This is a genomic window from Citrobacter sp. A316 (genome assembly GCF_002042945.1).
GTDB lineage: Bacteria > Pseudomonadota > Gammaproteobacteria > Enterobacterales > Enterobacteriaceae > Citrobacter > Citrobacter portucalensis.
Genome location: NZ_MVFZ01000011.1, coordinates 22,566 through 45,699 on the forward strand (window position 1 = coordinate 22,566; position 23,134 = coordinate 45,699).

A 23,134-nucleotide genomic window follows, 5' to 3' on the forward strand; every position below is an offset into this window, starting at 1 on the left:
TTATTTCTCCAGTTCTACCATCTCTTTCACGTCAGTACGGTTAATCTGCTGTTTGTTGCCATTAGCGTCTTTATACGAAATCATCCCCGTCTCATTATCGGTCTGTGGCTTACCATCAGCTACGATTGATCGACCATCATTGGTGTGCATCACGTAATTCGAACCAGAACAGGCGCTCAGGGCAAAAGTCAGCATACAGGCAGAAATTATGGCGGCAGTCTTTTTCATCTTCTTCTCCTTAAAGCGATTTATGCTATTAAAAACATACTCCGTAACAGGCAAAATTGTTCGCCTAACGCTATTTAGCATAAGACACTGAGCGGGCTTTGCCAGGATATCCAGAGTATTCCGATGGTTAGCACAACCCTTGTATCAATGCCCTTTTTGCGCCACGATCGGTTTACTGAACTGAGGAATACCATGAACGCTTTTAACCCTGCGCAGTTTCGCGCACAATTTCCCGCACTCAACGATGCTGGCGTCTATCTCGACAGCGCTGCTACAGCACTGAAGCCGCAGGCGGTGATCGAGGCTACCCACCAGTTTTATAGCCTGAGCGCCGGAAACGTCCACCGCAGCCAGTTTGCCGAAGCCCAGCGCCTGACCGCTCGCTATGAAGCCGCGCGGGAAAAAGTCGCACACCTGATTAATGCGTCGGATGACAAAACCATCGTCTGGACTCGCGGCACAACGGAAGCGATCAACATGGTTGCCCAAAGCTATGCACGTCCACGCCTTCAACCGGGTGATGAGATTATCGTTAGCGCAGCGGAACATCACGCCAACCTCGTTCCCTGGCTGATGGTGGCGGAGCAAACGGGGGCTAAGGTCGTCAAACTCCCACTCAACCCCCATTTATTGCCAGACGTTGAGCGCCTCACACAACTCATTACCCCGCGCAGCCGCATTCTGGCGCTCGGGCAGATGTCGAACGTCACCGGTGGCTGCCCGGATCTGGCCCGCGCTATTACGCTCGCCCATACGGCTGGCATGGTGGTGATGGTTGATGGCGCCCAGGGAATTGTGCATTACCCTGCCGATGTACAGCAGTTGGATATTGATTTCTATGCGTTCTCTGGCCATAAGCTGTATGGCCCCACCGGCATTGGCGTGCTGTACGGTAAACCGGAACTGCTGGAAGCAATGTCTCCCTGGCTTGGGGGCGGTAAGATGATTAGCGAAGTCAGTTTTGACGGTTTCACCACCCAGCCCGCACCATGGAAGCTGGAAGCCGGTACGCCTAACGTTGCTGGCGTTATCGGGCTAAGCGCGGCGCTCGAATGGCTGGCGGAAGTCGACGTTGCGCAGGCCGAAAACTGGAGCCGGGGTCTGGCGACGCTGGCAGAAGATGCCCTGGCGAAACGCCCTGGCTTTCGTTCCTTCCGCTGCCAGGACTCCAGTCTGTTAGCCTTTGATTTCGCGGGTGTTCATCACAGCGATATGGTCACTCTGCTGGCCGAATATGGCATTGCGCTACGCGCGGGACAACACTGCGCACAACCGCTGCTGGCGGAACTGGGCGTATCCGGAACACTACGCGCCTCATTTGCCCCTTATAATACGCAAAGCGATGTGGATGCGTTGGTCGCAGCCGTCGACCGCGCGCTGGAAATATTGGTGGATTAATGACAAGCCCTCTGTTCGCCGGACACCCGTTTGGCACAACCGTAACCGAAGAGACGTTACGCAATACCTTTCTCCCGCTTACTCAGTGGGAAGATAAATATCGCCAGCTGATTCTGCTGGGTAAGCAGTTGCCGGCGCTCCCGGATGTGCTAAAGGCGCAGGCCAAAGAAATTTCGGGCTGCGAAAACCGCGTCTGGCTGGGGCATACTTTTCATGAGAATGGCACTCTGCATTTCTTCGGTGACAGCGAAGGTCGAATAGTACGCGGGCTGTTGGCGGTATTACTCACCGCGGTCGAAGGTAAAACGGCAGCCGAGTTACTGGCGCGTTCGCCGATGGCGTTATTTGACGAACTGGGTTTACGCGCGCAGCTCAGCGCCTCGCGTAGCCAGGGCCTGCATGCTCTTAACGAAGCTATTCTTGAGGCTGCTCAGAAAGCCGGATGACGGCGCTGATGCGTCTTATCCGGCCTACAATACTGCACGAACCGTAGGTCGGATAAGCATAGCGCCATCCGACACAATCAGGCCTGACGCGCCGCTTTCGCCATCATCTTCTTCAGCGCATGGGAGACGGCAACAAAGCCAAAGGTGGCAGTCACCATAGTGGCCGCACCAAATCCGGACGCACAATCCATACGCTTCGGCCCTTCCGCCGTCGCTTTCATCGCACATACCGAGCCATCCGCCTGCGGGTAAACCAGCGCTTCGGTCGAGAACACGCAGTCCACGCCCAGCTTGCCTTTGCTGTTTTTCACCACGCCAAAATCGCTTTTCAGCCGCTCACGTAGCTTGGCCGCCAGCGGATCCTGGATGGTTTTTGCCAAATCAACGACCTGAATTTGCGTAGGATCGATCTGTCCGCCCGCACCACCGGTGGTCACCAGCGGAATTTTGTTACGCCGACAATACGCGATGAGTGCCGCTTTTGGACGCACGCTATCAATCGCATCGATAACATACGTAAATCCCGCATTCATATATTCAGCAACGTTATCTGGCGTAACAAAATCATCGACCACATTCACCCGACACTCCGGGTTAATCTGTCGGATACGCTCCGCCATCACTTCAGCTTTTGCCTGGCCGACGTTATCACGCAGCGCATGGATCTGGCGGTTTGTATTGGTGACGCACACATCATCCATATCGATAAGCGTGATGGCGCCAATGCCGGTTCGCGCCAGCGCTTCCGCCGCCCATGACCCTACTCCGCCAATCCCGACCACGCAAACGTGCGATTGAGCAAACAACTGCAACGCATTTTCGCCATACAGACGTGCCGTACCGCCAAAACGTTGGCGCCAGGCATCGCTAATAACCACAGACATAGAACCTCAAATTCATTAATACCGAGCAGTCTGACTGCCTGATGTCGGCTACGCCTTATCAGGCCTACTCAATAATGCAGGCTTGACAAGCGATAGCGCCATCCGGCAATTAACCGCTGAACACGTTACCCGCACCCGGCGCTGTTTTTAGTACCCATACGCGACCGTAGTGATTATACCACCCGGCACGGTGTCCGGCGTCAGCGCCAATGCCCTGATAGATATCGAAGTGTTGCCCTTTAATAGCCCCACCCACATCTAACGCCACCATCAGACGCAGTTCGTACTGGCCGGTAAACTTACCGTTATTGTCCAGTAACGGGACTTCCGCCAGTAACGTTGTGCCCGCAGGAATGATACTGCGGTCAGAAGCTACGGATGCGCGGCCAATCAGCGGCACCGCGCTGGCCCCTTTTACCGGAGCAAAAGATTGCGGTTTAAAGAAGACAAACGATGGGTTCTGCTCCAGCAGCTCACGCACTTCGGCTTCGCTGTGCGTTTCACCCCAATGGCGGATAGCCTGCATCGACATATCTTCTTTTTTCACTTCGCCACGGTCGATAAGCACTTTACCGATACTGCGATAGGCGTGGCCGTTTTTCCCAGAATAGCTAAAGAAGTTGAGCGGGCTGCCATCGCCAAAATCGATGTAACCACTGCCCTGAACATCCATAATGAAGTTATCCATCAGGGAGTTGCTGTATGCCAGAATATAATTGTCGCTTAGCGCGCCCGCGTAGATCTCGGCACGAGATGGTAAGCGCCCACGTTTTGGCGGCATGCGATAGATAGGATACTGAAACTCGCCCTGGCGCGTATGGCGCGCCTGGATAACCGGTGTGTAGTAGCCGGTAAACTGGACGTTACCGTAGTTGTCCGCCCCTTCCATTTGCCAGGCATCAATACCAAACTGGCGCATGCTGCGCGTATCACCGCCCGCCCGTAACCATTGCTGGATAGCGTTGTAGACGTTGCTCTGGTTACCGTACAAACGTGGCGAAGCGCTGCGAATCTGATTAACCTGCTCGGCGAAATCACCGGCATTAATTGGTGCGCCAACCGCATCAGGCTGGTTCACCAGTGAGAAAGGCTGGGTAAATTTCCCGTCTTTATACTGCTGCCCACGATCGGTGGGTTTTGAGGAACACGCGGCGAGCATCGCGACTACTGCTCCCGCCAGAAGATATTTTGCCCAACGTCCTTTCATTGTTCTCGTCTTATATTGCCTGAATGCGAGACGAAGATAACAAACCCCCGTACCTAATGAAATGCGTATACATACCCGAACGCAAATTTTGAGCAAAAAATAATCCAGAATGCGTTGTTTTTGTTCATTTTCACCCTAAAAACGTGATCAAGGTGAAAAAAGGGTTGCATGAAAATGCGAGCAGAGTATAGTGCGCATCCACGGACGCGGGGTGGAGCAGCCTGGTAGCTCGTCGGGCTCATAACCCGAAGGTCGTCAGTTCAAATCTGGCCCCCGCAACCAATTAAAATCAGAAGCAGTAACGTTACTCGATGGAAGAGTAATGACGGACGCGGGGTGGAGCAGCCTGGTAGCTCGTCGGGCTCATAACCCGAAGGTCGTCGGTTCAAATCCGGCCCCCGCAACCAATTAAAATCTGATGTGAAATTTTTGCAACGAAGCAAAAAGACGGACGCGGGGTGGAGCAGCCTGGTAGCTCGTCGGGCTCATAACCCGAAGGTCGTCGGTTCAAATCCGGCCCCCGCAACCAATATTATGAACACCCTGACGGGTGTTTTTTTTGTATCTGCAGTCCGTAAAAAAAGCGCTTTTCAGCGCTTTTTTGTTATCCCCTTCTCGCCAGCGTTGCCCCATCGGCAAAGTAGGCTTTAATCCCTGCCAGAATCGACTCTGCAACTTCCTGCTGGAAGGTCGCCGTTTTGAGTTTGCGCTCTTCCTCAACGTTACTGATAAATGCCGTTTCGACCAGAATGGACGGGATATCCGGCGCTTTTAGTACCGCAAACCCGGCCTGTTCAACCTGGTTCTTATGCAGATTGTTGATTTTACCAAGCTTACTCAATACCGCTTTACCAAACTTCAGGCTGTCGGCGATGGTCAGCGACTGCACCATATCGAACATGGTGTGGTCGACGTAGCGGTCACCGCTCTTACTGACGCCACCAATGAGATCCGAGGCGTTCTGGGTCTGCGCCAGATATTTCGCGGCGGTACTGGTCGCGCCTTTGGTCGAGAGCGCAAACACCGACGAACCGCTGGGTTGTCGACTGGTAAAGGCATCGGCGTGAATAGAGACAAACAGGTCAGCACGCTGCTTCTGCGCTTTCGCCACGCGGACTTTAAGCGGAATGAAGATATCTTCATTTCGTGTCATAAAGACCTTCATGTTGCCCTCTTTCTCTATGAGGGCTCGCAGGCGGCGGGCAATCTGCAGTACCACATCTTTTTCACGCGTCTTGTATTTCCCCACCGCACCGGAGTCTTCTCCGCCGTGGCCCGGATCCAGCATAATGACAATGGGACGATCGCGCCCCGCTTTACCCGGCTGTGGGCCGCTTTGTGCAGGTGGCACCTGTTTATCCAGATCGCCCTTGTTGTAATCTTCCAGCAATGCCAGCAGCGGGTCCTGAACGTCCTGGGCATTCGCGGGATAGAGATCCATCACCAGACGTTCTTTAAAGCCTGCCACCGGAGCCAGCGCGAAAAGTTGCGGCTTCACATTCTGTTTCAGCTCGAACACCATCCGCACGGTCTTTGGATCAAACTGGCCAACGCGCGCAGACTTAATATACGGATCGTCAGGACGAATCTGCGTCCCAATGCCCTTGAGCACCGAGTTCAAATTAACGTCTTCAATATCCACAACCACACGCTCAGGATTACTCAGGGCAAACTGTTTGTATTTCAGCAGACGGTTAGATTCTACCGTGACGCGAGTGTAGCTGGACGCAGGCCAGATACGTACGGCAACGACCTGACTCACGGCCGCCAGACCCACCTGGCTGACGCTCAAAAGCCACATAGCACCCGCACCTTTCAATAAACGGCGGCGACTGATTGCTGAATTGGATCCCGACATGCTTCTCCCGAGCAAAAGAAATCTTTTTAGAGGTAATACGTAAAACGTCCGAATTGACCGGAAACTTTAGCGAATGACGCATAATCTGTCATCAATAAAAGGGTAAACATTCTTTTTATATTCACGGCATTACTGAGAAAAATCTTCGGCATGGGTAAAAATTACGCTTGCGCATAGCGCAAAAACAGAATAAAAATACACAAATTACGAATAATCATGCAATGAGGGTGTGCCGTGGTGAAGGAGCGTAGAACCGAACTGGTACAGGGATTCCGCCATTCTGTTCCCTATATCAATACCCATCGGGGAAAAACGTTTGTCATTATGCTGGGCGGCGAAGCCATCGAGCATGAAAACTTTTCCAGTATCGTCAATGACATTGGTCTTCTTCATAGCCTCGGCATCCGCCTGGTTGTGGTCTATGGCGCACGACCGCAGATTGATGCCAATCTTGCGGCGCATCATCATGAGCCGGTGTACCACAAAAATACGCGCGTTACCGACGCTAAAACGCTGGAGCTGGTCAAACAGGCTGCGGGATTACTTCAGCTTGATATTACCGCCCGCTTGTCGATGAGCCTGAATAATACGCCATTGCAGGGTGCACACATCAATGTGGTCAGTGGCAATTTTATTATCTCCCAGCCGCTGGGCGTTGATGACGGCGTAGATTACTGCCATAGCGGACGTATTCGTCGCATCGATGAAGATGCCATTCACCGCCAGTTAGATAGCGGCGCGATTGTGCTGATGGGCCCGGTCGCCGTTTCCGTCACCGGTGAGAGCTTTAATCTGACGTCAGAAGAGGTCGCCACGCAGTTGGCTATCAAACTAAAGGCAGAGAAAATGATCGGCTTCTGCTCGTCTCAGGGTGTCACCAACGATGACGGCGATATTATTTCCGAGCTGTTTCCTAACGAAGCTCAGGCTCGCGTTGAGTTGCAGGAAGAGAAAGGCGATTACAGCTCCGGCACGGTGCGCTTCCTGCGCGGAGCAGTGAAAGCCTGTCGCAGTGGCGTACGCCGCTGCCATCTGATCAGCTATCAGGAAGATGGTGCATTGCTGCAAGAACTGTTCTCCCGCGACGGGATCGGTACGCAGATCGTGATGGAAAGCGCCGAGCAGATCCGTCGCGCTACCATTAACGATATCGGCGGGATTCTGGAGCTTATCCGCCCGCTGGAACAGCAAGGTATTCTGGTCCGCCGCTCGCGCGAGCAGTTGGAAATGGAGATCGACAAATTCACGATTATTCAACGTGATAACCTGACCATCGCCTGTGCCGCTCTGTACCCTTTCCCGGAAGAGAGAATTGGCGAAATGGCGTGCGTAGCAGTGCATCCGGACTACCGTAGCTCGTCGCGCGGGGAAGTGTTGCTGGAACGGATCGCCGCGCAGGCCCGGCAAATGGGGTTGAGCAAGCTGTTTGTGTTAACCACACGCAGCATCCACTGGTTCCAGGAGCGCGGCTTCACGCCGGTGGATATCGACCTGCTGCCGGAAAGCAAGAAAGAGATGTATAACTATCAGCGGCGGTCAAAAGTACTGATGGCGGATTTGGCATAGGAGTGGTTGCCGGATGCGGCATAACTGCCTTATCCGGCCTACATCTATATCATGCCGTCATTAAATAATGCTGACAGTCCGCTGCGACGTTCGGTGCGGGTGGCAATGGCGCGGCTCAATATCCGCTCATCGGCGTACAGCGACAGACGACGACGCGCGCGGGTAACGGCCGTATAGACCAGCTCGCGGGTAACCACGGGTGAATGCTGGCTGGGTAAAATCAACGCCGCGTGGTCAAACTCAGATCCCTGCGATTTGTGCACCGTCATCGCCCAGGTGGTTTCATGTTCAGGCAAGCGGCTGGGCTGCACTGATTTGATAGAACCATCCGGCAGCGCAAACCACACCCTCAGGCCCTGTCCACGGTCGAGGGCAATGCCGATATCACCGTTAAATAATCCCAGCGAACTGTCATTGCGCGCGATCATCACCGGCCTTCCCTCATACCAGCGGCTATGCGTCGAACGATGTATTTTACGTTTTTGCGCCATCACCTGCTCAATGCGTTCATTCAAACCACTAACGCCAAACGGACCTTCCCGCAGGGCGCATAGCAGTTGATACTCATTGAAGGCCTGAATGACAGCTCCCGGCTCTGCGCCCTCGCGCAGCAAATCCAGGTAATGCCCATAACCCGCCAGCGCCTCATCCAGCATCGCGGCGTAATCCTCGCTGCTGTGTAGCGTGCGTTTTTCGATGTCGCTAAATCCCTGCTGGAAAATCGTTTTTATCGCAGATTTATCGCCGCAATTAATCGCAGCGGCCAACTGGCCGATTCCGGAATCGCTGCCGAAACGGTAGCTCTTTTGCAGCAGGCACAGACTGTCGCGCAGAGCAGCCGCCTGATTTCCCGAACCGGCAGGAATAGCGCTTCCGGTCAGGCGACTGAGCTGGCGGGCGCGTTCCGGGGTAAACCCGTCACCGACGAAAGCACAGATATCCCCCAGCACCGCCCCCGCTTCGACGGAAGCGAGCTGGTCGCGATCGCCCAGAAAAATCACCCGTCCGTGCGGCGGCAGCGCATCAATAAGGCGCGACATCATAGGCAAATCGATCATCGAGGCTTCATCCACCACCAGCACATCCAGATGCAGCGGGTTTCCCGCGTGGTGACGCAGACGCTGACTGCCAGGCTGAGCGCCTAATAATCGATGCAGTGTACTGGCGTCATCGGGGATGCGTTTCTTTTGCTCGTCGGTTAGCGGTAGCTCTCGTAGCGCCGCTCCCAATGAGGCGGTCAGGCGCGCAGCCGCTTTTCCCGTTGGCGCAGCCAGACGAATACGGCAGCGCTCACCGTCTGCCATTTGAATCAACGCCGCCAGCAGCCTTGCGACCGTTGTCGTTTTTCCCGTCCCCGGTCCGCCGGAGATCACCGATATCCGGCGGGTCAGCGCGACAGCAGCGGCCACTTTTTGCCAGTTAACCCCTTCAGAGGATGGGAACAGCGATGCCAGCGTGTGGGTCAGCCGTTGTTCATCCACTTCAATGGCGTGGTTCACTTCACTAAAAAAGCGAGCTACCGTACGTTCGTTATGCCACATCCGGTTCAGATACAGGCGATCGCCGTACAGCACCAGCGGCGTAGGTTGCTCGCCACGACTTACCGCACTGGAAGCCAACAGACATTCCGCCCAGTCTTCAGGCTCGCCCGCTTCAGCAAGCCAGGCGCTTAACAGAGGGTGCGCGTCTTCACTCAGGGATAACCGTGAAAGCGGTAAGCAGACGTGCCCTTCTCCCGCTTCACGACTGAGCAACGCCGCTGCCAGCGCAACGGCTGGGTTGTCACTTCCGGCAACCGCCAGCGCGAACTGGGCATCCAGAGGCCGGAGTTGTTTTTGCTCAACAGCCTCCAGAAATCGTTTCTGGATTGTCATAACATCGTCTCCTGCACCGCACCGGCAAACATCTCGTCCATCAACGCAATCAACTCTCCGTCAGGTCGGGTCGCGTAAATTCCCTGCTGCGGATTTTCACTGTCAACGCCGCGCAGGAAGAGATAGATAACGCCGCCAAAATGGCGTTCATAATCATAATCAGCAATGCGATGGCGTAAGTAGCGATGCAGCGCCAGGGTATAAAGTTGGTATTGAAGGTCATAGCGATGCGCCTGCATGGCAGAGGCCATCGCCTGCTGCGTATAGGCTGAGCTGTCTTCACCCAGCCAGTTCGATTTGTAATCGAGCAGGTAATAACGTCCCTGGTGGCGGAATACCAGGTCAATAAAGCCTTTCAGCATGCCGCGCACCTGCATAAAGTCCAACGCAGGGCACCCCGCCGAGAGCGGATCGTATTGGCGAATTAACGCATCAAGTTGGTTGGCCATCAACGGCTGCGAAATCGGCAGATAAAACTCCATCTCCACCTGTTTTTCACGCGCGGAAAGCTGGCTCAAACTCACGCCCGTCTCGTTGAGAGGTGCTCGCAAAATGGCGTCCAGCCATTCGGTCAAAACCGGCGTCCAGTGCGCGTCATAACCACCCAACGCCAGTTGCTCCTCGACCCAGCGCGGATCCACCGATTTAGTAAAATCGAGATCTTCAAACAGGCTATGCAAGAACGTACCCGGCGAAGCGCCACGCGGGAACTGATGCGGTGTAAGTCCTGATTCTTCAATAACCTCACCGACGCCTGCGGCATCGATATCCAGTCGAGGGATCAGATCCTGCGCGATACCCTGTCCACGCTGTTGCAGACCGGAATAACTGGTCACGCGCCAGCTATCGCCGGGCTTACGCTGCAGTATTTTCGCACTCAGTTCGCTGCTAACAGCCTGCGCAACCTGCCAGGGTTCACCGTCAGGCTGTGCGGGAGTCTGGCAAGCAATATCGTTGCTGCAAAGCGCTTCAATCGCGCTACGCAGACCCACGGCATCCATCGGCTCGCCTTTTTGCAACAGGCGACCAAGGGCGCTCTGATGCACATCGGTATCCCCTTTTTTATCGCCCCGACGTCGTACCAACGGCGCAACGCCAAGGCTGCAGTGCCATACCGAACGGGTTAGCGCGACATACAGCAAACGCAGGTCTTCCGCCAGACGCTCTGCTTCGGCAAGCTCAACGCTCTCCTCGGCATCGCTGAGATCCAGCACCGCTTCAAAAGAGCTGCGATCGTGATAGAAAGCCTGATCCTGGACGCGGAAATTGGTGATAAACGGCAGCCAGACCAGCGGATATTCCAGCCCTTTCGATTTATGGATAGTGACGATTTTGACCAGATGCTTGTCGCTTTCCAGCCTGAGCTGCTGGCTGGACGCGTTGCTGTCGGGTTCAAGAATATGCTGGGACAACCAGCGCACCAGCGCATGCTCGCTTTCCAGCTGCGAGCCCGCTTCCTGCAACAGTTCGCTGATATGTAAAATGTCGGTCAGTCGACGTTCGCCTCCCGCCGTCGCCAGCAGGTTCTCCGCAATCTGGCGAGCTGTCATCAGCGCACGCAGCATCGGCATCACGCCGCGTTTATGCCAGATCTGACGATAACCGTCGAACTCTTCGACCACCGCATCCCAGGCATTTTCGTCGTTATTTAACGCTTCAAGATCCCGCGCATTCAACCCCATCATTGAGGTCGCCAGCGCGCTACGCAGCGTGTTCTCACGCTCCGGCGTCATCACCGCCTGCAGCACCCACAGCAACTCCTGTGCTTCCAGCGTTTCAAATACGCTGTCACGGTTGGAGAGGTAGACAGAGGGAATGGCCAGTTGCGTCAGTGCATCACGGACCAGCGCCGCCTCCTGGCGGCTACGAACCAATACGCTAATGTCCGACGCGCGTACCGGACTGGACGTTTTACCACTGACCAGTTGCGCAGCGCCAGAATGCCCGGCCTTAAGCCAGTCGCGAATTTGCGTGGCGCACACCTGCGCCATGTAGCTCTGATAATCGCCTACGCCGCAACTTTCTCCTTCCATCAGCCACATACTCATAGCTGGCTGCGTTTCACCGTGCAAAACAAACCGTAACGGCTGGTTTTTTTCTGCGGATTTCACTGGACTGAAGGGAATCTCGCGGAACATAAAGGCGTCGTCCATCTGGCTGAAAAGCGTATTCACGCTATTGACCATGCCGGGGGCCGAACGCCAGTTGGTATCGAGCGTATAGTGTGCGCTGACTTCGCTGCGCGCCTTCATATAGGTGAAGATATCCGCGCCGCGAAACGCGTAAATCGCCTGTTTCGGATCGCCAATCAGCAGCAGTGCGGTATCCGGCTGATGCTGCCAGATCCGACGAAAAATACGGTACTGCTGCGGATCGGTATCCTGGAATTCATCAATCATGGCGACCGGAAAACGGGTACGAATAGCCGTCGCCAGCGCATCGCCGCTTTCACTGCGCAATGCGGCATCCAGACGGCTGAGCATATCGTCAAAACCCAGCTCGCCGCGGCGACGTTTTTCCTCGGCAACTGCCGCACGGATCTCCGCCAGCGCCCGGGTGATCACCAGATCGCGGAGAGTTAACGGTTCGCTAAGCAGTTCATCAATAGCGACAAACAGTGGGTGCTGAGGAGTTATCCCGCCCGCTTTGGTTCGCTCTTCCAGAAAACGCTGTGAGAATTTCTCCAGAGCGTCAGGAAGCTGATAACTTTGGGTTTCTTCCTGCGCCCAGGCGCTGATCTTTTCGATCCACTTACCCTGATTACCGCGATTAAATTTGCGCCGATCAATTCCGGAGGCTTCCATCAGGCCATCCAGCTCATCAACAGAATCACGCCATTGCTGCTTGATCTGGTTAATGCGTGCGAGAATTTGTTCATGCCGGGAGGCCAGCGTTTCGTCATCAGACGGTGGGGCCTTGATAACCGGCGCTTCCCCCTGCAGATAGCGATCGATATCTCTCAGCAGCGCCTGCGGTCCTTTCCACGTTTCAAAAACCACCTGCGCAATGTCGCGGGGCAGCGGGTAGCAGTGCCGACGCCAGAAATCAGCGCAGGCCTGATAGCGCAGCAGCGATTCATCTTCTATCAGCTGCTGTTCGAACAGCATGCCTGACTCAAAGGCGTTGAGACTGAGCATACGCTGACAAAAGCCGTGGATGGTAAACACCGCCGCTTCATCCATCTGCCTTTCAGCCAATAGCAGCCACTGAGCGGCCTGTTTTTTATCGGCAATTTCATCTAACAAACGGGCATATAGCGGGTTGTCGGTGGTTTCGCGCAGGCAGGCAATTCGCAGTTCATGAATATTGCTACGAATTCGACCGCGCAACTCTTCGGTAGCCGCCTCGGTGAAGGTGACCACCAGCAGTTCTTCGACGGTCAGAGGACGAGGAAAGGCGGCAGAGCCGCCCAGTCCAAGCAGTAAACGTAAATACAGGGCGGCGATGGTAAAGGTTTTACCGGTGCCCGCAGAGGCTTCAATCAGACGCTCGCCCGTCAGGGGCAAGCGCAGTGGATCAAGGGACTCAGCGGCATCATTCATTCTTATCACTCATCAGGGGTAAGGTTTGCTGCAACGCGCTGACGGTCTGCCACACTTTCCAGCCTTCCGGGTGCACATATTCTGCTTTCCCATTCTGACTACCGGAAACCTGTGACAATATCGCCATGCCTTGCGGCTCAACCACCGCCTGATGGAAGAAGTCGGCAAGTTTTTGCGGCGTCAGCAGTTTAATCTGAGCCACTATTTTATCACGTGAATCGAAGCGCATATTGCCGCGATCAAAATCTTTGCTTAACTGTGAGGCTTCTGCCCCCAGCGTTTGCGGCGCCTGCAGCATTTGCGCAATAATCGCCTGCTGAATTTGCGCGAACTCTTCAGGTTTCATCGCCCGCAGCTTCGCTTCCGCCGTCGGGAAGAACGCTTTATAACGCTCCCAGAGGTAAGACGGCTGCTTATCACTGCTTTGCAGCAGGAACCCCATTCCCCACTGACGGCCAACGCTCATCGGGAAAGCAAATACGGCGTAGCCTAACTGTTCTTCAGTACGCAGCTGATTGTAGAACCACGGCTGAACAATCTGACCTAACATAGCGCTGTAGGCTGAACTGGCGTATTCATCGTATCCGGTTGGCACAAATACCGCCGCCAGCGCTGAATCCGTACTGCTGCCTGCTTTTTCAAAGATGACGGACTGCTTCTTGTCCACAACCACATCTTTGTTGCGACACCATTGTGACCCGTTCGCACCAAGCTGTTTTTGGATATCCCGCGCCATGCTCGTCGTCTGAGCTTCGCTCATATTGCCAATGACCAGGAATTCAGGTCGCGCACCGGTTTTTAAGGCGTCGCGGTAGGTCATCACCTCTTTCAGGGTGATGGAAGGCAGCAGCTGACGACGCTCATCACGTGAGAAGTACGGCACCTGAGAAAGCATCTGCACCGGCATAATCGCCTGATCGTAGGCCTTCCCCTTCTCTGCGGAATCCATCATCTGGGCATACCAGGATTTCGCCTGTTCCAGTTGTTCATCCGTTGAGGTGTAGCTGAAATAGCCGCTCAGCAGCGCCTGAAAAAGCTGCGGCAGACGTTGGGTGTAACCGTTAGCGTTAAGCATCAAGCCATTGTTAGCGTTGGTAGAGAAACCAATTCCACCTACCGATGCCTGGTTACTTAACTGATCGAGCGCAATCCCCGCCAGGTAATCGTTAAGAGCGAATAAGACCTGGTTGCGGGCGCTGTCCATGGCTTTCGGGTTACGCAGGATCACGCTGACGTCAGCCTTCGGCTCACTGGCAAAATACTGGCTCGGGGCATACACCACGCGTAAATCCGGCTCATCAACAATCAGCTCCGGGTGAGCGTATTTTTTATCCGTTTTAATCAGCGTGAAATCATCCGGAATATAGGGGTTCAACTCCGGTAACGACAGCGCAATGCCCTGCGCTTTTTGCTGCCAGTCGGCAAAGATTTTATCGCTTATTTTATCCACCTGGTAAGGCGCATCGACAAAATAAGCGGTTTTATTATGCGGCTCTTTCGCGCTGATATACCAGATACGCGCATTCTGCGGCGTCATCATTGCCAGACGTTGCTCAACGGCTTTCGCATCGTACTGGTCGGCAATATTCACTGCGTCCAGCGTATGTTCGACAGGAACGCGGATCATGGTATCAGCCAGCCATTCCACGTAGTCCATATCACGGGTGATGGAGGGATAACGGAAATCGAGATCCAGCACGTGAGCCAGCTCGTCAAAATAGCGTTTATCGACGCCTTTCTCGCGTAACAAATTGAGGTAGCTAAAGATTGCCGCGACAACTTCATCGCGGTTCGCCAGCCCCTTGTCGGTTAACGTCGCGGAAATGGCTAACACGCCACTGTTCCCGTTGACCACCGGATCGGAGTCCGCACGAATACCTTCAACCAGACCCTGCTTTTGCAGCCAGTCAGACAACGTGCCCGGGCTACGATTGCCAATCAGGTAGGTCACCAGTTCATCGGTTTTACTGCGGAACTGCGCGCTGTTGTTATCAATACGAAACTCGACACGCAATACTTTACGCGGCATTGCCGGAACATAGTGGATGATGATGCCCTTTTGTGCGTCAGTGACGACCGGTACGGTAATCTCAGGCTTTGCGATATTTCTGTTCGGTACGCGCCCAAAGGTGTCAGCCGCTATCCGCGCCAGCTCAGGCAGCGGTTTATTGCTATAAACCACCGCCTTCATCAGGTTCGCAGAGTAGTACTTTTCATGAAATTTTTGTAATGCCTGCAGCACCGGGTTGCCCGGTTTGTCGCTTAATGTCTCAAGATTCCCGCCAGAAAAACGCGAGCCAGGGTGCGCCGGGTTGATAGTCTCAGCGCTCACCTGCGCCATACGCATCCCGTCTCGGGTACGCGCCAGCGTCAGCTCGGAGTTAACCGCGTTACGCTCGCGGTCGGCATATTTTTTATCCAGTAATGGATCGGCAATAGCATCCGCCAGGCGATCCACCGCCCCCACCAGCGCGTCGTTTTCGACTTCAAGATAGAAGGCCGTACGATAAGGCGCAGTGCTGGCATTGTGGCTACCGCCGTGCATTTTCAGGAATTCAGCCAGGCTGTCCGGCTGTGGGTATTTTTTCGACCCCATCAGACACATGTGTTCCAGATAGTGCGCCAGCCCCTGATGATCGTCCGGATCTTCCAGCGAGCCCACAGGGACTACCAGTGCAGAAAGGGATTTCACGGCCTGAGGATCGGATACCAGCAGCACAACCATGCCGTTATCAAGGCGCACAGCCTGATACTGACGGGTGTCTTTATCACTTTTACGGATGGTTTCAGCTAAAGGCTGCCAACCGGTATCTGCCTGACTTACGGGAACCCAAAGGGCGACGAACAACAGTAATGCGCTGAACCAGGTGCTGCGGGGCATTCACAAACCTCATCATTAACGTATTCACCTGCTCACTACAAACCACGCATAAATACATGATCTGAACAGGGCAAGACTATGTGCTGAACGAGCCAGCATCTTCTCTTTGTAAGAATCAGTCCGTGACAGAATGCGCATCATAGTGGAAGCCATCGAATTGCGCAATTTTTATACAATCATCATGACTGATTAAAGCGAAAAATCGGTAACAGGTAGCGCTGAGACTGTAAAACAATAGCCTCAAGCGTATCAGTATCCAGTTGACGCCAAAGACGCTGATACCAGATATCATCACCTTCGCCACGTACCATCATGTTGCCTTCATAGGCTTGCAGAAACTTACTGCGCGCTTTTTGCAACGTTGCATCGTCATCTAACATGGCATCATTTGCGGCGTCATAACAGGTTTTTATCCATGCACCGCCGCTTTCGGGCAATACCAGCAACGGTGACGACATGCCTTCCCGATACCCCTCAATGAGTTGCGACAGGTACAGCAACGCCTGTTCTGCATCCAGCGGCGGAAAACGCCATTCCCCGTCTTTACGCAGGAACAACCTGCTCTCTCCCATACCGCCGCTGGCACAATAGACAAGATGTTCCAGCCAAAGTTGCACACCCTGCGCAATGCTTATCAAAGATGGGCGCCAGCGCAACAAACCGTCCTCTTGCACCTGCGGCAGCCAACCGGTGATTTGCACGCCGTTACAGTTAAGATCGATTTCCATGCTCTGACAGGGCTGACGACAGGCGATAATGCGTTCAGCCAGCGACTGCATCTCCTGACGCTGCGTATCCCACAGAATTTCGCCAAACGGCCCATAGGGTAGCGCGCCCGCCGCACGAAAACGGCGGAACAGTCGTTCAGCATCGTTCTCTTCAACCAGCGTATTAAGCAATTGCTGATTAAGCTGGTAGCGGGTTAACCCTTCAAGAGTGAAAGGTTCCGTATCCGGGATCTCGCTCTCTTCAGAGCGGAAGTTGACCCTCAAACGCATCTGGAAAAAGGCGCGTACCGGATGTGCCCAAAATCGCTGCAGCGTTTCCAGCGTTAGCGTTTCTGGCATTTCAAAAGGAAGAGGCTGCACAAAATCCGTGTGCGCTTTTCCTGACAGACTCGCCGCAGGCAGCCATTCCCGGGCATAGCTTTGCTGTTCACCCGGCAAATAGTTTTGTGCATCAAAGGGCATACGGGTATGCAAACGGGTTATGTGCGCTTTTACCCTTGCCTCGCTTTGATCGCAGGTCAACGATTCATCGCCCGGCAGGTAGTGGCTTTGCCCAATGTAGTCCATCAGTTCCTGGACCAGCACCGACGGGAAGCGCTCGCTGTTATCCTGAATAGATCGGCCAATGTAGCTGATGTAGAGCGTCTGCTGTGCCGAAATTAATGCTTCGAGGAACAGATAGCGGTCATCATCGCGACGACTGCGATCGCCCCGCATCGGTTTTTGGCTCATTAAATCAAAGCCTAGCGGCGCAAGCTGTCGTGGATAAACCCCATCGTTCATACCCAGCAGGCACACCACTTTGAACGGAATGGAGCGCATCGGCATCAGCGTACAAATGTTAACGGGACCCGCCAGGAAGCGCTGGCTGATGCGTTCCTGGTCAAGGCGCTGGGCCAGCTCATCACGTAACAGAGAGAGCGGTATAGCATCGCCGTACTCGGCCCCTAAACCTTCAGTGATAATAGCCTGCCACTGCTGTTCGATCAGCGTCATCGCCGCTTCGGTGTCCGCGTCCGGCAGGAAAAAATCATTAAGCATTTCCCGACAAACGGGTAGCCACTCTTCCAACGGACGTTCCTGCGCTAACCCTCTACGCCAGAGATTAAGCTGCATCAGCAACGAAGCCAGATGCCCTACCAGTTCGGCAATCAAACCGCTGGACTCATCGTAAGGCAACACCGATTGCCACTCGCCCTGCGCGCTTTCCATCGCGTAGCCGAGCAGCATACGCGTTAAACCAAATTGCCAGGTATGCTGACCTGTTGGCGGAAGTTCCAGTTCACGCACATTATCGTCGTCAATTCCCCAACGAATCCCGGATTCATTGACCCATAAGCGAAGATAGCGCAGCCCTTCTTCATCAATGTTGAAACGCGCCGCCAGCACGGGGACATCCAGTAACGCCAGGACATCCTCGGAGACAAAACGGCTATCCGGTAGAGACAGCAGACTAATAAAAGCCTGTAAGACGGGATGAGACTGGCGCGCACGACGGTCGGAAATCGCATAAGGTAAGTAACGCTCGGCTGGCGCACTGCCAAAGACCGACTGAATGAATGGGCTGTAGCTGTCGATGTCCGCCACCATCACGATAATATCGCGCGGCGTCAGCGTTGGGTCCGCTTCCAGCATGGCCAACAGGCGGTCATGAAGAATTTCCACCTCGCGCTGCGGGCTATGGCAGACATGGAAAGTCACGCTGGTGTCGTTCAGCTCAAGCCGGCGTTTATTGTCACTACGGGAATATTCTTCCAGCGTAACGCCCGCCACAGCATGACTTTCAAGCTCCAGAATATCTGATTGAATATTATGCAAAAGGTTGTCAGGCGTAATATCGACAAACGCATCCAGTTCCTGACTATTTTCCAGCTCCGAAAGCAGATAAATGTAATCACGCCCCAGCTTGCCCCACGAGGCCAGCATCGGGTTGCCCACATCCTGTTCGCCATCGCTGTTAAATAATCCTTCGGCTTTCTGGTTATCACGAAACAGCGGCAGGTGGCGTTCTTCAAAGCTGTGCCGACGCTGACGCGCCATCAGCTTCGCCAGCCAGGCAGGATCTTTAATATCCCCCCAGTAGTAGCGACAAGGGTTGGTAAACAGCAGATGAATATCAATGTGCTTACCCAGCGCCTGCAATGCCTGCAAATAAACCGGCGGCAGCGCAGAAATCCCACAAATAAAGACGCGAGAAGGCAGTCCCTGCGGACACTCGGACGCGTTTTCCAACGTCTGAATAAATCGTTGATATAAATTGGCACGATGCCAGCGCGGCTGGCCCAATTCCGCGGTGTATTCCACCAGAGCTTTCCACAACGGTGCCTGCCAGGCCTGAGACTCGCCGAGTCCCTCAACCAGCCGCCCCGCTTCCCACTGGGTCAACCAGTCAGGGCGGTAGACTAAATACTGGTCGAAAAGGTCAGCCGCGCGCGAGGAAAGCTGAAAAAGCTTACGTTTATCGGTGTCGTCCGTCAGATAGTGGCGCAGCAATGTGAAGTCATCACCATCCAGCAATTGCGGCAACAGCGTCATCAACTTCCAGCTCATGCTCTGTTTGCTGAACGCACTCTCTTTCGGGATATCCGGCAGCACGCGCACAAACATATCCCAGATAAAACTCGCTGGCAGCGGAAAATCGATATTGGCGGCAATACTAAACTTCTGTGCAAGAGTCATTTGTAGCCACTGCGCCATACCGGTACTTTGAACCAGGATCATCTCAGGCTCAAAGGGGTCGTCCAGCCGCTCGCGCTCAACGATAAATTCCATTAACGCTTCCAGCACATCCAGACGGTTGGAGTGGTAGACCCTTAACATAGCGACTCCTGACTACTGACGATTCGGGCAATGCAGACGCGTCATCTGACCCTGCCTGCCGAGGGGTGAAGAAATTATAACGTTGATGCTGACACATCCCGCTCTCGTTGTCTGCATTCGGTTAACCTGCCAGTTCACAGGTGATGAAAACGGGTACAGCTGGGTTTGCTGCCAGGCATAGCGCCAGAGTTGCTGATACTGGTTTCTGATGATAAAGCTGTTCATCAACGCCCGCTGGTATCCCGACAACGCGGTCACAATCATTACCATCAGTACCATTGCCAGCATCACTTCCGGCAGACTAAAGCCACGTTGTCTGTTCAGGGGATCTGGCATAACGTCTGCTCCTTTAGCGGACAAAAATCGCTCCAGCCATGCGCCGAGAATTCTATGTTGCCATCACTAACCGTCCCCTGGCGCCATAACGATACCCCTTCATAGTGGGCAATAAGCAGCACGACATTATTGGTAAGCAGGCGCAGGCAAACCGCGGCATCCTGCGTGGGATCACGCCGACACTGTACGGTAGGTTGTAAACGCCAGGGCTGCATACGCCCCCATTCCATCGCGGATTGCACTACCGCCTGACGCTGCAGCGCCTGACTTTGTGTGACCACTCGCGCAGCAAAACTAGCCTCCTGTCTGCTAACGCCTTGCAGCAGCAGACTTCCGAGCACCAGCAGCAACAGGACCATTGCCAGAGAAGATACGCCTCGCTCACGGTTCACAGGTTGAATCCCGTAACGCTGTAGACCGCTTCAACAACTTTTTGTGGTTCGTCATTGCTCACTCCACGCAAACGCAGCGTAAGAAGCGGGGAATATCCGCTGAAATTCAGCCGTTCAACCTGGAATGCCTCAATCTGCATCGTGGCCGGATCGGTCATTTTCTCCCACCCTTTTCCATCGCAGCCTGTTGCTCCCCGCAGAGTCTCCAGCACCTTGTCCTGTAAACGAAACCCGATAGCATCAGCCTCTTTCGCGGGGTTCCCCTCCCAAACGCCGTTGCTGTTGGCATCCCAGCGTGCAATGACACAGTCGCCCTTCGCCGATATCACCAGTCCCTCTCCGACACAGTTTCCCCGGCAATACCCTGCCCGCTGAAGATGCTTCGCCACGGTGTAGACCCGCTGCCAGAGCTCATCTTCCAGTACTAGCTGGCGCGTGTTATGCAGAATCTCTCGCTGTAGCGCCGGTAAAAATCGTGCTGAGCTAAGCAGTAAAATACTGCTAATCGCCATAGCAATGAGCACCTCCAGCAGTGAAAATCCCCGTTCGTTTACTGACATAATCTGGCCTCGTCGCGCTCGCAAAGCCTGATTCGCCCCCAGCCAGACACCACCACACGCCATTCCCCTGCCGTATTTTTCAGGCGTATATGTCCGGCCCATGCCGTATTGCGCAGTCCAAAAAAAGCCAGTGAAGGTGTTATCTCAGCCATTTCAACGCCGTCCCAGGGCGGTGTAAAAACCAAAGACGAAACGGGTCGACACGAGGTTTGCGAAGCTGCAGAGCTGACAAAGCACCATGATGCGCCATCCCGAATCACGCTTATCACGTGATCGCGGTTACGCCAGTTAGCATCTTCACGCAGTTGCAGCAGGTAGTCCCGCACCTGGCAGGCGGTCTGCCACAGCCGCTGTTGTTGCTGCCAGCGCTGCCAACCGTACAACCCCAATGCGCCAAGCGCCGCGACGATCAGCATCGCAATCAGGGTTTCGAGAAGCGTGTAACCTTGTTGTTTTTTCATGTCGCCAGTATGGCGTGAGGAAAATGAATAACGAGCGGGAAATTCGGTTTCTACGGCGAGCTACGGGGAATATTTAGTGCGTTACAGGCTGTTGCAATAATTCAGGAATCCACGCCGAAGAACGCGATTTGAGACAAAAAAAACCGACGCACATGGGCGTCGGTTGTGACAGCATGAAACAGGTTAGATAGCGACCGGCGCTTTAATACCCGGGTGCGGATCGTAGCCTTCAATTTCGAAGTCTTCGAAGCGATAGTCAAAGATTGATTCAGGCTTACGTTTGATAACCAGTTTCGGCAACGCGCGAGGTTCACGGCTAAGCTGCAGATGCGTTTGATCCATATGATTGCTGTACAGGTGCGTGTCACCGCCGGTCCAGACAAAATCACCCACTTCCAGATCGCACTGCTGCGCCATCATGTGTACCAGCAAAGCGTAGCTGGCAATATTAAACGGCAGGCCGAGGAACACATCGCACGAACGTTGATACAGCTGGCAGGAGAGCTTGCCATCCGCCACGTAGAACTGGAAGAACGCATGGCAAGGTGCCAGCGCCATTTTATCCAGCTCACCGACGTTCCATGCAGAAACGATGATGCGGCGAGAGTCAGGGTCATTTTTCAGCTGGTTTAGCACGGTGGTGATCTGGTCAATATGGCGACCGTCTGGCGTAGGCCACGCGCGCCATTGTTTGCCATAAACCGGGCCTAAATTACCGTTTTCATCCGCCCATTCGTCCCAGATTGAGACGTTGTTTTCATGCAGGTAGGCAACGTTAGTATCGCCCTGCAAGAACCACAGCAGCTCATGAATGATCGAGCGTAAATGGCAGCGTTTAGTCGTAACCAGCGGGAACCCTTCCTGCAGATTAAAACGCATCTGATGACCAAAAATGGAAAGCGTTCCGGTTCCGGTACGGTCGTTTTTCTGTGTGCCTTCATCCAGCACTTTTTGCATCAGTTCTAAATACTGTTTCATGGTTCCTCAGGAAACGTGTTGCTGTGGGCTGCGGCGGTACGCCCAAACCATCATAATAATGCCTGCGACAATCATCGGGATAGAGAGGATCTGCCCCATGCTGATGTACTGTACCCAGGTGCCGGTAAACTGCGCATCCGGCTGGCGGAAGAATTCAACGATAATACGAAACGCACCATAGCCAATCAGGAACAGACCGGATACCGAACCCATCGGGCGCGGTTTGCGAATGTACAGGTTCAGAATGATAAACAGCACAACGCCTTCCAGCGCCATCTCATAAAGCTGTGAAGCGTGGCGTGGCAGCGAGCCGTAGGTATCAAAAATAGACTGCCATTGCGGGTTAGTTTGCAGCAGTAAAATATCTTCGGTACGGGAGCCCGGGAACAGCATGGCGTACTTGAAGTTCGGGTCAACGCGTCCCCACAGCTCACCATTGATAAAGTTGCCCAGACGTCCTGCACCCAGGCCAAACGGAATCAGCGGGGCAATGAAATCAGAAACCTGGAAGAACGAACGCTTGGTGCGTTTGGCGAAGATAATCATCACCAGGATCACACCGATAAGTCCACCGTGGAACGACATCCCGCCGTCCCAGACGCGGAACAGATACAAGGGATTATCGAGGAATAACGGGAAGTTATAGAACAGTACGTAACCAATACGCCCTCCGAGGAAAACCCCGAGGAAGCCCGCATACAGTAAGTTTTCTACTTCATTTTTGGTCCAGCCACTACCCGGACGATTCGCGCGGCGCGTCGCCAGCCACATCGCGAAAATAAACCCCACCAAATACATCAAGCCGTACCAGTGAAGCGCGACGGGTCCGATTGAGAAAATGACCGGATCGAAATCCGGAAAATGCAGATAGCTACTGGTCATCTGTCACCACAAGTTCTTGTTATTTCGCTGAAGTCAGACAGCAATTGATAAGCGCGCCTGCATAATGCAGGCGCTCCAAAGGTGCGAATGATA

The 23,134-nt window shown here is 54.1% G+C and carries 17 protein-coding genes and 3 tRNA genes; 6 read left to right on the forward strand and 14 right to left on the reverse strand.

What is annotated here, in order from left to right; all coding sequences use genetic code 11:
• Positions 1 to 228, reverse strand: a complete 228-nt coding sequence (locus tag BZK41_RS14490; protein WP_079938592.1) for a YgdI/YgdR family lipoprotein — start codon at positions 226 to 228, stop codon at positions 1 to 3.
• 192 nt (positions 229 to 420) lie between these two features.
• On the opposite strand from BZK41_RS14490, the gene csdA reads away from it, so the two are divergent.
• Together csdA and csdE are read left to right on the forward strand one after the other, a co-directional pair.
• Entirely contained in the window at positions 421 to 1,626 is a 1,206-nt protein-coding gene (gene csdA, locus BZK41_RS14495; RefSeq protein WP_079938593.1) for a cysteine desulfurase CsdA, read from the forward strand.
• The gene (csdE, locus tag BZK41_RS14500) at positions 1,626 to 2,072 is read left to right on the forward strand and encodes a cysteine desulfurase sulfur acceptor subunit CsdE (RefSeq protein WP_079938594.1); all 447 of its coding nucleotides are present in this window, start codon (positions 1,626 to 1,628) and stop codon (positions 2,070 to 2,072) included. Before csdA ends, csdE begins: the two co-directional genes overlap by 1 nt.
• A gap of 77 nt (positions 2,073 to 2,149) precedes the next feature.
• On the opposite strand, the gene tcdA is transcribed toward csdE, so the two are convergent.
• A complete protein-coding gene (gene tcdA / locus BZK41_RS14505; RefSeq protein ID WP_079938595.1) occupies positions 2,150 to 2,956 on the reverse strand; it encodes a tRNA cyclic N6-threonylcarbamoyladenosine(37) synthase TcdA in 807 nt (268 codons plus the stop codon).
• 109 nt (positions 2,957 to 3,065) lie between these two features.
• Entirely contained in the window at positions 3,066 to 4,163 is a 1,098-nt protein-coding gene (gene mltA / locus BZK41_RS14510; RefSeq protein ID WP_003034021.1) for a murein transglycosylase A, read from the reverse strand.
• 205 nt (positions 4,164 to 4,368) lie between these two features.
• Between mltA and BZK41_RS14515 the strand changes: the two genes are divergently transcribed.
• The 3 genes from BZK41_RS14515 (at position 4,369) to BZK41_RS14525 (ending at position 4,692) form a co-directional block, all read left to right on the forward strand.
• Positions 4,369 to 4,445 (forward strand) — tRNA-Met (locus tag BZK41_RS14515).
• Between the two features lie 48 nt (positions 4,446 to 4,493).
• Positions 4,494 to 4,570, forward strand: a tRNA-Met gene (locus BZK41_RS14520).
• A gap of 45 nt (positions 4,571 to 4,615) precedes the next feature.
• Positions 4,616 to 4,692 (forward strand) — tRNA-Met (locus BZK41_RS14525).
• Between the two features lie 75 nt (positions 4,693 to 4,767).
• Here the strand turns inward: BZK41_RS14525 and amiC are convergent.
• The gene (amiC, locus tag BZK41_RS14530; RefSeq protein WP_048215635.1) at positions 4,768 to 6,021 is read right to left on the reverse strand and encodes an N-acetylmuramoyl-L-alanine amidase AmiC; all 1,254 of its coding nucleotides are present in this window, start codon (positions 6,019 to 6,021) and stop codon (positions 4,768 to 4,770) included.
• Between the two features lie 234 nt (positions 6,022 to 6,255).
• Between amiC and argA the strand changes: the two genes are divergently transcribed.
• On the forward strand, positions 6,256 to 7,587 hold the full coding sequence (argA, locus tag BZK41_RS14535; protein WP_003034012.1) for an amino-acid N-acetyltransferase: 1,332 nt from the start codon (positions 6,256 to 6,258) through the stop codon (positions 7,585 to 7,587).
• A 44-nt stretch (positions 7,588 to 7,631) separates the two neighbouring features.
• Here argA and recD read toward each other — a convergent pair whose 3' ends face one another.
• The 10 genes from recD to lgt form a co-directional block, all read right to left on the reverse strand.
• On the reverse strand, positions 7,632 to 9,461 hold the full coding sequence (gene recD, locus BZK41_RS14540) for an exodeoxyribonuclease V subunit alpha (protein WP_079938596.1): 1,830 nt from the start codon (positions 9,459 to 9,461) through the stop codon (positions 7,632 to 7,634).
• Positions 9,458 to 13,003, reverse strand: coding sequence for an exodeoxyribonuclease V subunit beta (recB, locus tag BZK41_RS14545; protein WP_079938597.1), 3,546 nt, complete (start codon positions 13,001 to 13,003; stop codon positions 9,458 to 9,460). The genes recD and recB overlap by 4 nt, the downstream gene beginning before the upstream one ends.
• Positions 12,996 to 15,884, reverse strand: coding sequence for a pitrilysin (ptrA, locus tag BZK41_RS14550; RefSeq protein WP_079938598.1), 2,889 nt, complete (start codon positions 15,882 to 15,884; stop codon positions 12,996 to 12,998). The genes recB and ptrA overlap by 8 nt, the downstream gene beginning before the upstream one ends.
• Before the next feature lie 179 nt (positions 15,885 to 16,063).
• Positions 16,064 to 19,432, reverse strand: a complete 3,369-nt coding sequence (gene recC, locus BZK41_RS14555) for an exodeoxyribonuclease V subunit gamma (protein ID WP_079938599.1) — start codon at positions 19,430 to 19,432, stop codon at positions 16,064 to 16,066.
• A 12-nt stretch (positions 19,433 to 19,444) separates the two neighbouring features.
• Entirely contained in the window at positions 19,445 to 19,768 is a 324-nt protein-coding gene (locus tag BZK41_RS14560) for a prepilin-type N-terminal cleavage/methylation domain-containing protein (protein WP_079938600.1), read from the reverse strand.
• A complete protein-coding gene (locus tag BZK41_RS14565; RefSeq protein WP_079938601.1) occupies positions 19,753 to 20,160 on the reverse strand; it encodes a DUF2509 family protein in 408 nt (135 codons plus the stop codon). The genes BZK41_RS14560 and BZK41_RS14565 overlap by 16 nt, the downstream gene beginning before the upstream one ends.
• The gene (locus tag BZK41_RS14570; protein WP_079938602.1) at positions 20,157 to 20,720 is read right to left on the reverse strand and encodes a prepilin peptidase-dependent protein; all 564 of its coding nucleotides are present in this window, start codon (positions 20,718 to 20,720) and stop codon (positions 20,157 to 20,159) included. Before BZK41_RS14570 ends, BZK41_RS14565 begins: the two co-directional genes overlap by 4 nt.
• Positions 20,711 to 21,181, reverse strand: coding sequence for a prepilin peptidase-dependent protein (locus BZK41_RS14575; protein ID WP_079938603.1), 471 nt, complete (start codon positions 21,179 to 21,181; stop codon positions 20,711 to 20,713). Before BZK41_RS14575 ends, BZK41_RS14570 begins: the two co-directional genes overlap by 10 nt.
• A gap of 183 nt (positions 21,182 to 21,364) precedes the next feature.
• Positions 21,365 to 22,159, reverse strand: coding sequence for a thymidylate synthase (gene thyA, locus BZK41_RS14580; protein ID WP_003033990.1), 795 nt, complete (start codon positions 22,157 to 22,159; stop codon positions 21,365 to 21,367).
• A 6-nt stretch (positions 22,160 to 22,165) separates the two neighbouring features.
• On the reverse strand, positions 22,166 to 23,041 hold the full coding sequence (gene lgt / locus BZK41_RS14585) for a prolipoprotein diacylglyceryl transferase (protein WP_003825606.1): 876 nt from the start codon (positions 23,039 to 23,041) through the stop codon (positions 22,166 to 22,168).
• Between the last annotated feature and the right edge of the window lie 93 nt (positions 23,042 to 23,134).

Bases quoted from the DNA above. Each gene is read 5' to 3' on its own strand.
- tcdA (WP_079938595.1), bottom strand. From the start codon at position 2,956: ATGTCTGTGGTTATTAGCGATGCCTGGCGCCAACGTTTTGGCGGTACG.
- csdE (WP_079938594.1), top strand. From the start codon at position 1,626: ATGACAAGCCCTCTGTTCGCCGGACACCCGTTTGGCACAACCGTAACC.
- thyA (WP_003033990.1), bottom strand. From the start codon at position 22,159: ATGAAACAGTATTTAGAACTGATGCAAAAAGTGCTGGATGAAGGCACA.
- recD (WP_079938596.1), bottom strand. From the start codon at position 9,461: ATGACAATCCAGAAACGATTTCTGGAGGCTGTTGAGCAAAAACAACTC.
- recB (WP_079938597.1), bottom strand. From the start codon at position 13,003: ATGAATGATGCCGCTGAGTCCCTTGATCCACTGCGCTTGCCCCTGACG.
- ptrA (WP_079938598.1), bottom strand. From the start codon at position 15,884: ATGCCCCGCAGCACCTGGTTCAGCGCATTACTGTTGTTCGTCGCCCTT.
- lgt (WP_003825606.1), bottom strand. From the start codon at position 23,041: ATGACCAGTAGCTATCTGCATTTTCCGGATTTCGATCCGGTCATTTTC.
- mltA (WP_003034021.1), bottom strand. From the start codon at position 4,163: ATGAAAGGACGTTGGGCAAAATATCTTCTGGCGGGAGCAGTAGTCGCG.
- BZK41_RS14560 (WP_079938600.1), bottom strand. From the start codon at position 19,768: ATGCCAGATCCCCTGAACAGACAACGTGGCTTTAGTCTGCCGGAAGTG.
- BZK41_RS14490 (WP_079938592.1), bottom strand. From the start codon at position 228: ATGAAAAAGACTGCCGCCATAATTTCTGCCTGTATGCTGACTTTTGCC.
- amiC (WP_048215635.1), bottom strand. From the start codon at position 6,021: ATGTCGGGATCCAATTCAGCAATCAGTCGCCGCCGTTTATTGAAAGGT.
- BZK41_RS14575 (WP_079938603.1), bottom strand. From the start codon at position 21,181: ATGAAAAAACAACAAGGTTACACGCTTCTCGAAACCCTGATTGCGATG.
- recC (WP_079938599.1), bottom strand. From the start codon at position 19,432: ATGTTAAGGGTCTACCACTCCAACCGTCTGGATGTGCTGGAAGCGTTA.
- BZK41_RS14570 (WP_079938602.1), bottom strand. From the start codon at position 20,720: ATGTCAGTAAACGAACGGGGATTTTCACTGCTGGAGGTGCTCATTGCT.
- csdA (WP_079938593.1), top strand. From the start codon at position 421: ATGAACGCTTTTAACCCTGCGCAGTTTCGCGCACAATTTCCCGCACTC.